10 protein-coding genes and 5 tRNA genes are annotated in these 12,426 nt (G+C 45.1%); 2 read left to right on the forward strand and 13 right to left on the reverse strand.

Annotation, left to right across the window (positions count from 1 at the left end; all coding sequences use genetic code 11):
• Nucleotides 1-14: 14 nt before the first annotated feature.
• The 13 genes from nth to JEZ96_RS09100 form a co-directional block, all read right to left on the reverse strand.
• Nucleotides 15-656, reverse strand: a complete 642-nt coding sequence (gene nth / locus JEZ96_RS09040) for an endonuclease III (RefSeq protein ID WP_011789461.1) — start codon at nucleotides 654-656, stop codon at nucleotides 15-17.
• Between the two features lie 15 nt (nucleotides 657-671).
• Nucleotides 672-1,370, reverse strand: a complete 699-nt coding sequence (locus tag JEZ96_RS09045) for an electron transport complex subunit E (protein WP_011789460.1) — start codon at nucleotides 1,368-1,370, stop codon at nucleotides 672-674.
• Nucleotides 1,363-2,001, reverse strand: coding sequence for an electron transport complex subunit RsxG (gene rsxG, locus JEZ96_RS09050; RefSeq protein ID WP_081429790.1), 639 nt, complete (start codon nucleotides 1,999-2,001; stop codon nucleotides 1,363-1,365). Before rsxG ends, JEZ96_RS09045 begins: the two co-directional genes overlap by 8 nt.
• 54 nt (nucleotides 2,002-2,055) lie before the next feature.
• Complete coding sequence (rsxD, locus tag JEZ96_RS09055; RefSeq protein WP_014610653.1) at nucleotides 2,056-3,105, reverse strand: electron transport complex subunit RsxD; 1,050 nt, start codon at nucleotides 3,103-3,105, stop codon at nucleotides 2,056-2,058.
• A gap of 65 nt (nucleotides 3,106-3,170) precedes the next feature.
• Nucleotides 3,171-5,552, reverse strand: a complete 2,382-nt coding sequence (rsxC, locus tag JEZ96_RS09060; protein WP_128090089.1) for an electron transport complex subunit RsxC — start codon at nucleotides 5,550-5,552, stop codon at nucleotides 3,171-3,173.
• On the reverse strand, nucleotides 5,546-6,145 hold the full coding sequence (rsxB, locus tag JEZ96_RS09065; RefSeq protein ID WP_011789456.1) for an electron transport complex subunit RsxB: 600 nt from the start codon (nucleotides 6,143-6,145) through the stop codon (nucleotides 5,546-5,548). The genes rsxC and rsxB overlap by 7 nt, the downstream gene beginning before the upstream one ends.
• 1 nt (nucleotide 6,146) lies before the next feature.
• Nucleotides 6,147-6,725 carry an electron transport complex subunit RsxA gene (gene rsxA, locus JEZ96_RS09070; protein ID WP_006081543.1) on the reverse strand — a complete coding sequence of 193 codons (579 nt, stop codon included), beginning with the start codon at nucleotides 6,723-6,725 and terminating at the stop codon, nucleotides 6,147-6,149.
• Between the two features lie 125 nt (nucleotides 6,726-6,850).
• Nucleotides 6,851-8,755 carry an EAL domain-containing protein gene (locus JEZ96_RS09075; RefSeq protein ID WP_025008739.1) on the reverse strand — a complete coding sequence of 635 codons (1,905 nt, stop codon included), beginning with the start codon at nucleotides 8,753-8,755 and terminating at the stop codon, nucleotides 6,851-6,853.
• Between the two features lie 214 nt (nucleotides 8,756-8,969).
• A tRNA-Asn gene (locus JEZ96_RS09080) sits at nucleotides 8,970-9,045 on the reverse strand.
• A gap of 46 nt (nucleotides 9,046-9,091) precedes the next feature.
• Nucleotides 9,092-9,167 (reverse strand) — tRNA-Asn (locus tag JEZ96_RS09085).
• A gap of 43 nt (nucleotides 9,168-9,210) precedes the next feature.
• Nucleotides 9,211-9,286, reverse strand: a tRNA-Asn gene (locus JEZ96_RS09090).
• A 43-nt stretch (nucleotides 9,287-9,329) separates the two neighbouring features.
• Nucleotides 9,330-9,405: transfer RNA gene (locus JEZ96_RS09095), tRNA-Asn, on the reverse strand.
• Nucleotides 9,406-9,466: 61 nt separating this feature from the next.
• Nucleotides 9,467-9,542: transfer RNA gene (locus tag JEZ96_RS09100), tRNA-Asn, on the reverse strand.
• A gap of 334 nt (nucleotides 9,543-9,876) precedes the next feature.
• On the opposite strand from JEZ96_RS09100, the gene JEZ96_RS09105 reads away from it, so the two are divergent.
• Together JEZ96_RS09105 and uvrB are read left to right on the forward strand one after the other, a co-directional pair.
• Complete coding sequence (locus JEZ96_RS09105) at nucleotides 9,877-10,098, forward strand: hypothetical protein (RefSeq protein WP_025008738.1); 222 nt, start codon at nucleotides 9,877-9,879, stop codon at nucleotides 10,096-10,098.
• Between the two features lie 317 nt (nucleotides 10,099-10,415).
• The gene (gene uvrB, locus JEZ96_RS09110) at nucleotides 10,416-12,422 is read left to right on the forward strand and encodes an excinuclease ABC subunit UvrB (RefSeq protein WP_011789454.1); all 2,007 of its coding nucleotides are present in this window, start codon (nucleotides 10,416-10,418) and stop codon (nucleotides 12,420-12,422) included.
• Nucleotides 12,423-12,426 lie beyond the last annotated feature (4 nt).

The raw sequence follows: 12,426 nt of genomic DNA on the forward strand, positions 1-12,426 counted from the left end.
TCTGTTCAATAGGTTTATTCTTCGGGATAAACCTTCTCTTTAAACTCACACAAATCCTCAATAATGCAACTGCCACAGCGTGGCTTTCGTGCTAAGCATGTGTAGCGGCCGTGCAGAATAAACCAATGATGTACATCCACTTTAAACTCATCCGGCACAACTTTTAGCATCCGTTCTTCTACTTCGACCACGTTTTTACCGGGGGCAAATTTAGTGCGATTGGCAAGACGAAAAATATGAGTATCTACGGCAATGGTCGGCCAGCCAAAGGCGGTATTGAGCACCACGTTCGCGGTTTTCCGGCCCACACCAGGTAATGCTTCAAGGGCTTCTCTATCTTCTGGCACTTCACCATTGTACTTCTCGATTAAGATCTCGCAGGCTTTGATCACATTAACGGCTTTGTTGTTATAAAGGCCAATGGTCTTGATATATTCCTTTAATCCCTCAACCCCTAAGGCATAAATGCTGTGGGCAGTATTGGCGACAGGAAACAGTTTATCTGTCGCCTTATTCACGCTCACATCGGTCGCTTGTGCTGAGAGGGTTACCGCGACTAATAACTCAAAAGGACTAGTAAAGTTGAGCTCAGTTTCGGGTTTCGGATTGTTATCACGAAGACGAGTGAGGATCTGGATACGTTTTGCTTGATTCATATTCACTATTCTTCGTTAACTGACCTTAGTGATCCGTGCGCGTGTCACACTTGGCTCGGTGGCGACTTGTGGTTGGTGTTCTTTGAGTTTTTTATCAATTACATTCTTCAATGCAATCAATAAGCCCATCACAATAAAAGCGCCGGGTGGCAGCATAGCGAGTAAAAAGGGGGTATCCACTTGCCATACATGAATAGTTAAGGATTTAGCCCAAGGGCCTAGCAATTGATCGGCGCCATCAAATAGTGTGCCTTGACCTAATAATTCCCGTGTTGCCCCAAGAACGGCGAGCACTAAGGTAAACCCTAGCCCCATCATTAAACCATCGAAGGCGGCGCTAAAGGCATTGTTACGTGAGGCAAATGCCTCGGCGCGGCCAATGATGATGCAGTTCGTTACAATTAGCGGCAGGAAGATCCCAAGGGATAAATACAGACCATAGGCATAGGCATTGATGAGCAACTGAACTGTGGTGACTAGCGCGGCGATGATCATCACAAATACGGGAATACGGATTTCTTTAGGCACATAGTCGCGTACAAGTGACACAAGAATATTAGAGCCTATTAGCACTAACATAGTGGCTACACCTAGCCCTAGGGCATTGGTTATGGTTGCTGTGACAGCAAGGAGCGGGCATAGGCCTAATAGTTGTACTAAGCCGGGGTTATTTTTCCACAGACCTTGCCAAGCAATTTCGCGATAATTAGTCATGTTTTATCTCACAATTCAGTGGCTGACTGAAAATTTGTGCTTGGTTATTGTTAAAGTACCATACTGCACGCTTAACCGCGTTAACATAGGCGCGTGGTGTGATGGTGGCGCCGGTAAATTGATCGAAATCCCCGCCATCTTTTTTCACCAGCCATTGTTTGTCATCCTCAGCGTTCAGGCGTTTACCCACAAATTGCATCACCCAATCGGATTTACGCAGATCGATTTTATCACCAAGTCCTGGCGTTTCTTGGTGTGATAGGGTGCGAACACCAAGGACTTCACCTTGGGTGTTTATCCCCACAATCAGTTTAATATTACCGTTATAACCATCGGGAGCGATGGCCTCCAGCGCAATTGCAACTGGTTGACCCGCATTGGTTGCAATATAGGCAGGCATTGGATTTTCAGTGCCTAACGCCGCTCTATCCTGCAGCAAAGTACATTGTGCAGTGAGCTCATTGTCATGGATGTCATCTGGGATCAATTGATGTAACACTTTCATCAATTCTTGCTGTTCTTGCTCTTTAATTTTATCTAAGGTCTGTTCATTAACCACTGCGACTAAGCCAGTGCAGAGCAGGGCAAACAGAGCGAGTAACAGTCCATTTTTAATCATTGGATTATTCAATTTCTTTCCTCAAGAGTCTTTCTTCAAGCATCACTTGATGCTTAACACAAAGGCCTAGCCCGCTGAATGACCATAGCTACGTGGACGAACGTAATAGTCAATAAAGGGAGCACAAAGGTTTGCCAGTAATACGGCAAAGGCGAAAGCATCAGGGTAGCCACCTTGAGTGCGAATGATATAGACCAATATACCTATTAACGTCCCGAAGATAATTCGACCACGGGGACTCGTTGCGGCGGTGACAGGATCCGTCGCAATAAAAAATGCCGCTAACATGGTCGCGCCAGAAAATAGATGGAATAATGGGCTGCCTTGAGTATCGGGTGACAGTAAAAAACCGACACTCGAAGCGATAAAGAGCCCTGCTAATACGCCAGTGCTAATATGCCAGCGAATCGCCTTAAGTTTGAGCAGCACTAAACCGCCAGCAAGATAAGCTAAATTGACCCAAAACCAACCTACACCTGTAGCGCCATCAAAAATGGCTTTTGTCATACTTTCTGTGCGGGTTAATCCCATGGATAAATCGGTTTTTAGGGTATCAAGCGGTGTTGCCATGGCAACACCGTCAATGCTTAGGCGAAATTGGTCCATATTCACATTGGCACCAATATTGAAGATAAGCTGCAAGCTATCAAGCACACTCGGCGAGTGCATGGCAACTGTGCTTGGAGCAATCCAAGTGGTCATTTGCACTGGAAAGGAAATTAGCAGTAGTACATAAGCGGCCATGGCTGGATTAAACAAGTTATGGCCTAAACCGCCGTAAAGGTGTTTGACGATGATGATAGCAAAAGCTGTCCCGATAACGATCATCCACCAAGGGGCGAGTGGGGGAATGGCCACACCAATCAAGATCGCGGTCAGCATGGCACTGTTATCACTTAAGCTGGCTTTGATACTGCGCTGACGCAGTTTCATTACCGCAGCTTCAGCACTTAATGCGACGATAATTGCTAGTAGTACTTGAACGAGCGTGCCCCAACCAAAAAAGGCGCACTGCACCACAAGGCCTGGCAGTAAACATAAAATCACCCGCTGCATCACAGTTGAAGTATGCAGATTTCGTGTTACATGGGGTGATGAGGCTATTTTAAACGCCATTCTGATCCCTTTTATCTAATCTTGAGTCGTTAATCGTTAAGTTGCTGATTCTTATGTTAATTATGTTATTCATTTGAATCACTTGTCGCATCCACGGCCCTTGCCGCTTTTTTCGCTTTTGCACGGGCAACGGCTGCAGCGATTTTAGCCTTTTTCTCATCTTCGGGACTGAGTTGATGACTCGGCTCTGAGCTAAGTTCTGAGCTGAGTTCTGATCTAAGCTCAGTAATGGGTTCAGGCTTAAGCGGCGTATCACTTGGCTGAGTTGATCCTGCCTCTAGCTTTGGCTGAACTTCAGCAACCTCACTCGAATCGGCTTGGGCGGCCGCTTTTTTGGCTTTAGCCCGGGCGACGGCTGCCGCAACTCTGGCTTTTTTATCATCCTCAGGACTCGGTGTAACAGTGCTTGACTCTGGCTCGGCGACAGGCGTATTCACTACTGGAGTTTTTGTCGCTTGACCCTCAGGTGCTTGAACCGCTGGCGTTTGATCTTCGCTTACGATGCCACTTTGCTGGATCGCTTTCTTGGCTTTAGCACGGGCGACGGCCGCGGCGATTTTGGCCTTTTTATCATCCACCTCAGTACTAGCTGCGGATCCAGTAACCCGCTTTTCGGCGTCGACTTCAGCGGCATCAATATCCTCGTTAACATCTGAGCCGGCTTTCATCGTCGCCTTTTTCGCTTTGGCCCGAGCAATGGCGGCCGCAACTTTATCTTTTTGCGATAAAGGCTCGGTTTGCTCGGTTTCCATAGATGAATCCGGTTCATCATCAATAACTTGAGAAGCTGTGGCCGCGGCGGCTTTCTTGGCTTTGGCACGGGCAATCGCTGCGGCAACGGCTGCCTTTTCCCTTGGTACTTCGACCACGGCAGTGGGGGCTATTGCAGTCTCACTGGGTGCCTGCGTCGCAGCGGCTTTTTTGGCTGCAATACGTGCCATCGCTTCAGCAACGGCATTTTTATCTGTGCCCGTCATCGTTGCTTGGCGACGCTCTGCGGCTTCTTTTGCTTTGGCTTCGCGGGCGAGTTTTTCTTCTTCTAGACGAGTCAAACGTGCTTCAAAACGGTGTTTGGCACGTTCTGCCTGTTGCTTTTCATCGGCAGTTTGTTTTAAGGCTGATTTGGCAATACGGTAATATTCGACTAAAGGAATATCACTCGGGCAGACATAACTACAGCAACCACATTCAATACAATCTTTTAGGTTAAAACTGGCAGCCTTATCATATTCCTCGGCTTTTGCGTGCCAAAAGAGTTGTTGTGGTAATAGCAGTGCAGGGCAGACATTGGCGCACTCGCCGCAGCGAATACACGCTTTTTCCTCTGGTGTCACCCCAATCTCTTGGTTACTCGGCACCAAAATACAGTTAGTACCTTTTAAAATAGGTACATTAATGGTCGGTAGTGCATGGCCCATCATAGGCCCACCAACGATGATCTTTTGCTCTGCTTCAGGTTTAAACTCGGTTTGCATGAGTACATGCTCAACGGGGGTTCCAATTGGCAACCAATAGTTACCAGGTTTACCCACGTTTTTACCTGTCACTGTGACAACGCGCTCAACCAGCGGTTTATCTTGGACAACGGCTTGATGTATGGCAAAGGCTGTGCCGACGTTATGGACAACGATACCGAGTTTGGCAGGAATAGCGCCAGAGGGCACTTCACGGCCAGTAATGATCTGAATAAGCTGTTTTTCACCGCCCGAAGGATATTTGGTGGGGATAACGGTAACTCGAGTACTGCCTGTCGGTAGCGCACTTTGCGCTACAGCCATTTGCATGGCCTTGATCGCTTCAGGCTTATTATCTTCAATGGCGATAACGATGCGTTTTGGTGTTAATAACCGATAAATAATGGCAATCCCTGCCAAAATATCTTGGCTGTATTCGCGCATTAATCTGTCATCTGAGCTGATATAAGGCTCACACTCAACACCATTGATAATGACTAAATCAATTTCGCTCGCGGGATTGAGTTTGATATGACTCGGAAAAGCCGCGCCGCCCATACCCGCAACACCCGCTTGATGTATTTTATCGATAATTTGCTGATGGCTTAGGCTATCGAGATCGTTGGAGGCTAATTCGCACCAAGTATCTTTCCCATCGGCTTCGATAACGCACGTATTAACGGGGAGGGCTGAGGCATGGTTGCTGGCTCTTGGCTCAATAGCAACGATAGTACCTGATGTCGGCGCATGTACAGGTAAATGCCAAATAGAGGGGCCTTGAGTTAATGGCGTGCCTTTTAACACTTTATCGCCGAGCTTTACCGCAAGTGTGCAATTTTCCCCCACCTGAGGTATAGGGACTAAATAGGTTTTTGCTAATGGCAGTGTTGCTATAGGAGTGCCATTTGAGAGAAATTTGACTTCTGGAGGGTGTATACCACCATGCGAGCGCCAAAGGGTTCCTTTATCTAATTGATCTAATAAAGTTAGCACCGCTTTTCCTCTTCTAACATTGTCTCGTTATCCCCAGTCTCTTGGAGCAGCGTCACTGGAATGGCATTTAAACGCCAATTCCAATTTTTAAGATTTTGGGTTACGGGGATCATATCAATACAATCGACAGGGCAGGGTTCAACACAGAGGTCACAACCTGTGCAATCTGTGGTGAGCACGGTATGCATTAATTTACCTGCACCGATAATGGCATCCACGGGACAGGCCTGAATACACTTAGTGCAGCCAATACACTCATCCTCACGAATAAAAGCGACTTTTTTGACCTGCGATTGTGCTTCGGCATTGAGAGGCTCAGGCTCAACACCCATCAAATTGGCTAGTTTCTCCATTGTGGCTGTGCCGCCTGGAGGGCATTTGTTGACTTTGTCGCCATTGGCGATGGCCTGGGCATAAGGACGACAACCTGGGTAACCACATTGACCACATTGGGTTTGTGGTAGAATGGCTTCGAGTTCATCGACAATCGGGTTACCTTCAACCTTAAATTTAAGGGCGGCAAAACCGAGTAATACCCCAAAGACCAATGCCAACAGGGTCAATAATATGACAGCGATTAAAATGGTGGACATACTACTTAACCAATCCTGTGAATCCCATAAAGGCAAGGGACATTAAACCTGCGGTAATCATGGCAATTGCGCCGCCCTTAAAAGGTAGGGGCACATCGGCTGCGGCTAATCGTTCACGCATAGCTGAGAAGAGGATTAACACTAATGAGAAGCCTAACGCAGCACCAAAGCCATAGATAGCCGATTGAATAAAATCGTGCTTTTCGTTCACGTTCAACAGGGCGACACCCAATACAGCACAGTTGGTGGTGATGAGTGGCAGATAAATTCCCAACGCTCGGTGCAGGGCTGCACTGGTTTTTTGCACCACCATTTCAGTAAATTGCACTACAACAGCAATGACTAAAATAAAACTCATCGTGCGTAAGTAGCTCAAGTCAAAGGGCAATAATAGGTATTGATTTACTAGGTAACTGAGGATGGAGGCTAAGGTCAACACAAAAGTGGTTGCCATAGACATACCAATAGCGGACTCCAATTTACTGGAGACCCCCATGAAAGGACATAAACCTAAGAATTTCACTAAAACGAAATTGTTGACCAGTACAGTGCTGATCAACAACAGGAGATATTCAGTCATCTCTATACTTGTCTAAACGGATCTTGGCCGTATTATCGACTTTTCCGTTTGCATAAACAACATATAGAATGCAGGGTTAAGCATCTTTACTGTAAAGAATGCTGATGAATTCACCGATATCTTAACTAAATTTGATCTCTGCTAGTGATCGCTTGGGGCTGAGCAATATAATAGCCTTGAAGACCATCGACTAAGAGTTTTTCTAGGGTCAGTTTTTCTTCTTGTCGCTCAACACTGGTTGCAATCACTCTGATACCTATTCGCCTTGCCACGTCGACCATCATACGAACGAAAAATTTATTATTGTTATCTTCATCGATATTTGAAGTGTAGCTACCATCAAGCTTAATGTAGTCGGGGCGTACCTCACTGAAGAATTTAAAAGAAGTGAAGCTCATGCCAAAACGCTCAATAGAGACTCGAGAACCCACGCTATGCACGTCACGCACAAACTTGTGGCTTGCGCCTAAATTGGATTGCATACCTGATTCGTTAATCTCAAATACTAAGCGAGAAGCAATATATTTTTGTTTGCCTAAAATATCTTTTAGCCACCCGACAAAGAGTTCTTGGTGGGCTGAAAAAGCACTAATGTTTACCCCAAAATTGCCATTGATGGTTGGATTTTCCTTAAGCATCTTTAATGCACTGATCACCACTAGTTTATCTAACTCTGTGCTCATTCCATGGCGCTCAGCCATAGCAATCACAGTGGTTGTCGGCAGAAACTTACCTTCACTGTTATAAAAACGGGCTAACAGTTCGCGGTAAACCTCGACTTCAGTGCGGCAGGGTTGGATGGGTTGTTGATAGAATTTAAGAGCCTTACGACTAATTAAGTCATGGATGGCAAGTTTCCAACGATCATCACCAAATTGCTCATTACCATCGAGTTTTTCTTGAATATGGTAACTATTAGGGCCCAATGTTTGTGCAATACTGACCGCCGTATCGGCAAGGGTCAGTAAATAAATAGCCTCTACACCCTGTTGATAGGGGACTAAACCTATATGAGCAACAGATTCCGTTTTGGTCATTTGCTGATATTCATCAAGATACACTTTTAACTCATCTAAAAATTTTGGCCCATCTTTAAGCACTGTATCTGGTATAAATACGGCAAAATCAGCGCTGGACACTCGGTAACATTGTGCGTCAGGGTATTTAGTACAGGTTTTACGGATACAGTTGGCTACTCGGGCTAAATAATCATCTCCCGCAGAACGTCCGTGGTGTTGATTGATATTGGCAAGTTCGGTTGCTTTAACCATGACCATCAATCCAAATTGAGGGATATCAGGATTATTGATGGTTTCAAGTTTATTTGTGAAGCGTGGTCGACTAGCAAAGCCGGTAATTGGATCCTGATAGGCGACTTTATGCAGTTTCTCATTTTCTTGTGTGAGAGTGTCAAGCTGTACTTTAAGCTGATGACGGCAATCTTCTAATACCTGCTTAAGTGGATTTAATTCGCCATTGAGTTTAGAGGCGGCGAGGGCGGAAAAGCTCAAATCGGAAATATGTGAGACATAATCGGCGGCATATTGAATCGACGTTTTGAGTTTTGCCATTAAAAACGTAAAAATGGCCAGCAGAATGATGAAGCTCAGCAACAACATTAACCCGAGTTTTTCTGTATTTGAGATAGATTGAGCTATTTGTGCGTTCGCACTGAGTTTGACCTGCAATCGGCCTGTGGCTAATTTCTGGGTATGGGATAAATCGACGGAGAATAATCCAGCCAATGGATGTGCATTGTCAGATGTAAGGCTACCTTCGGTATGATTTAGCTCACCATCAGTATCATTAATATACTGAAAAAATTGAAATGGATACTTGATTGATAAGGCGTTAAAAAGATCTTTACCACTGCCTTGCCATTGGGAGTAAGCCGTTAAATCCCTTTTGAAGCGTTCGAGCTCTTGTTGCTGCTGGATTTGCAATTGGCTATTTTCATTTTGAAAAACGCCGGCAAATAATGCTAAAAAGATCAGTAATAAAAAGACTGGATATGATTTTGACATGGTCATATAAATCCGCTCTCACTTCAGGCGAGTCTTGCAACAGTCTATTGGGTGAGTTTTTGTTCAACACCATACTCTGTGTGAAGATGCTCATTATTTTATTTAACAAACTGATCACAGTGTAACTGCATTTGATTTAAAACAAAATCGAATTGCTGAGAGTGGATAGGTAAAGAATGAATGGTTTAGTGGGATACGACTTTTGATAGTTTACTGTAAATGGCTCCCCTGACTGGACTTGAACCAGTGACATACGGATTAACAGTCCGCCGTTCTACCGACTGAACTACAGGGGAGTAGAGGATGCGATATGACTATCGACTTTTTATCACTTACAGTAAATGGCTCCCCTGACTGGACTTGAACCAGTGACATACGGATTAACAGTCCGCCGTTCTACCGACTGAACTACAGGGGAGTAGAGGGTGCGATATGACTATCGACTTTTATAGGATTAAAATTGGCTCCCCTGACTGGACTTGAACCAGTGACATACGGATTAACAGTCCGCCGTTCTACCGACTGAACTACAGGGGAATCATTTTAATGCAGCCGCAATAAAAAATATAAGTAGTGTAATTGGCTCCCCTGACTGGACTTGAACCAGTGACATACGGATTAACAGTCCGCCGTTCTACCGACTGAACTACAGGGGAATCGTTTATCTACATTTTACTTTACTGCCTGTTCTTACTCATTTTTACGACCAGCAAATAATGGCTCCCCTGACTGGACTTGAACCAGTGACATACGGATTAACAGTCCGCCGTTCTACCGACTGAACTACAGGGGAATCGTTTCGCTCGGTCATATTGACTCGTTGAGAACGGAGCGCATAGTAAAACGCTCTGTTGGATGAGTCAACTCGAGTTACTAAAAAAAGTGTAATTATGCTGTTAAGTGCTCATCTAATGTGCATCGTGGTGTAGAAATCGACATTTTTCTGAATAATTAACTTATCTTTTCGGAAGATAGCACTTATTGCCGCGATGATTTGTAGGCTTTAAGCGTAAATAAACGCAACGAACAAACTTATGGCGATGCAGAGTGACAATAACGGGGTATTAAGTGAAGTGACTTTTAATACTCTGTAGTAGTAACGCATAAGGTCGGCATCATTTCAGATTGTGAAATTAGAAAAGTGGCAACATTTATCAAATGTAATTTTATTACCAAATGTTGCTTTGCTGTTGCTGAACAAGCCAATAGGGCTCAATCCCGCATGGACGCTAGGTTATTTCGACTTATCAACAAATTCTGTGGATAACCCTGTGGGCGGTATGAAAAAACAAGCGGCAAAGCCTTGTGCTGTGGGCGAAAGACTTAAATTGCACCATTTTGGTTGTTAAAAAATTAGATCAATAAAATCAACTTGATAGCAAAAGCAATTGTGATTTTTACCGAGACTCAATGTCGTTGCATTTTTGTAATATAGTAAAACCCCGTTCTTGTGTATTAAATTGGCATTTCTACTGAGTTTTAGCGCATTTTATCGACATTTAAAGCCCTGAGTTATCGTGGTATAAAAGTTTCATATTTTCTCCATCAAGTTGTCATCTTAGCAAGTTAGTGAGGGTGTTGGGATTGTGACGTCATTTGGATAAGTGCTGGAGCTTAGTTCGCGACTTGATTAGAATGACTCGACTAACCAAAAGGATATGTACGCGTGTCAGAATCTGTTTTTCAGCTTGAATCGCAATTTGCTCCCGCTGGCGATCAGCCTGCGGCCATTACAAAGTTAGTTGATGGTTTAGAGTCGGGACTTGCCTGCCAAACCTTACTTGGGGTCACGGGATCGGGTAAGACGTTTACGATTGCCAATGTCATTGCCAAATTAGGACGGCCAACCATTATTATGGCGCCCAATAAAACCTTGGCAGCGCAGCTTTATGGCGAGATGAAAGAGTTTTTCCCCCATAATGCGGTTGAGTATTTTGTCTCTTACTATGATTACTACCAGCCTGAAGCCTATGTGCCCGCATCAAATACTTTTATTGAAAAGGATGCCTCTGTTAATGCTCACATTGAACAGATGCGTTTGTCGGCCACAAAAGCCTTATTAGAACGTAAAGATGTAGTGCTGATTGCCTCAGTGTCAGCTATTTATGGTTTGGGTGATCCCGATTCCTACTTGAAAATGTTGTTGCATCTACGCCAAGGTGACAGTCTGGGACAACGCGATATGTTAAAGCGTCTTAGTGAGCTGCAATATACGCGTAATGATATTGAATTGCAGCGCGGTACGTTTCGCGTGCGTGGTGAAGTGATTGATATTTTTCCAGCAGATTCTGATCGTTATGCAATTCGGGTTGAGCTGTTTGATGATGAAATTGAGCGTTTAAGTGAATTCGACCCTTTAACGGGGCAAATCATCAAACGTATCGCACGTACAACCGTTTACCCTAAGACTCACTATGTCACGCCAAGGGAAAAAATCCTTGAGGCAACCGAGTTAATTAAGGAGGAATTGCGGGAGCGTAAACAGTATCTACTGGATAATAATAAACTGATTGAAGCCCAGCGGATCCATGAGCGGGTGCAATACGATGTGGAGATGATGGTCGAATTGGGCTACTGCTCTGGTATTGAAAACTACTCGCGCTATTTGTCTGGCCGCGCACCGGGGGAAGGGCCACCAACCTTGCTCGACTACTTACCTGCCGATGGTTTACTCATTATTGATGAGTCCCATGTGACTGTGCCGCAAATTGGCGCTATGTATAAAGGCGATCGTTCCCGTAAAACCACCTTAGTGGAATATGGCTTTAGATTACCATCGGCATTAGATAATCGGCCGCTCAAATTTGAAGAGTTTGAGCAGTTAATGCCGCAAACGATTTATGTGTCGGCGACGCCTAGCCTCTATGAGCTGGAAAAGAGTGAAGGAGAGATAGCTGAACAAGTTGTCCGGCCTACAGGATTGCTCGATCCCGAGCTGGAAGTACGCCCTGTGGCGACACAGGTCGATGATTTATTATCTGAAATAGCCAAACGTGTCGCGGTCAATGAGCGGGTGTTAGTCACCACACTAACAAAGCGCATGTCGGAGGATTTGACTGAATACCTCGACGAACATGGGGTAAAAGTGCGTTATCTGCATTCGGACATAGACACAGTTGAACGGGTTGAGATCATCCGCGATCTGCGCTTAGGTAAGTTTGATGTGTTGGTCGGCATCAACCTATTACGTGAGGGCTTAGATATGCCAGAAGTGTCATTGGTGTGTATTTTAGACGCTGATAAAGAGGGCTTCTTGCGCTCTGAACGCTCGCTTATCCAAACCATTGGCCGCGCTGCACGTAACGTCAATGGTAAAGTGATCCTCTATGCCGATCGCATCACTAATTCAATGGCTAAAGCGATAGGGGAAACTGACCGTCGCCGCGAGAAGCAACGTGCTCATAATTTGAAAAACGGTATAGTCCCCAAAGGCGTCGTTAAGCGTATTACCGATGTGATGGATGTGGATGATGGCCGCGACAGTAAAGCTGTGTATGGCAAAGTGGCTGAGCCTAAGTCCCATTACCATAAAGCCGATGCGGCAGAGTTGAGCCATCAAATCGATCAACTTGAGAAAAAGATGCACGAACATGCGCGCAACTTAGAGTTTGAACAAGCGGCGGCAATGCGTGATGAAGTCAAGCACCTGCGGGAATTGTTGATCAAAGCGTAGCGAT

Origin of the sequence: Shewanella putrefaciens (assembly GCF_016406325.1) — a bacterium.
In the GTDB taxonomy this organism is placed as follows: Bacteria; Pseudomonadota; Gammaproteobacteria; order Enterobacterales; family Shewanellaceae; genus Shewanella; species Shewanella putrefaciens.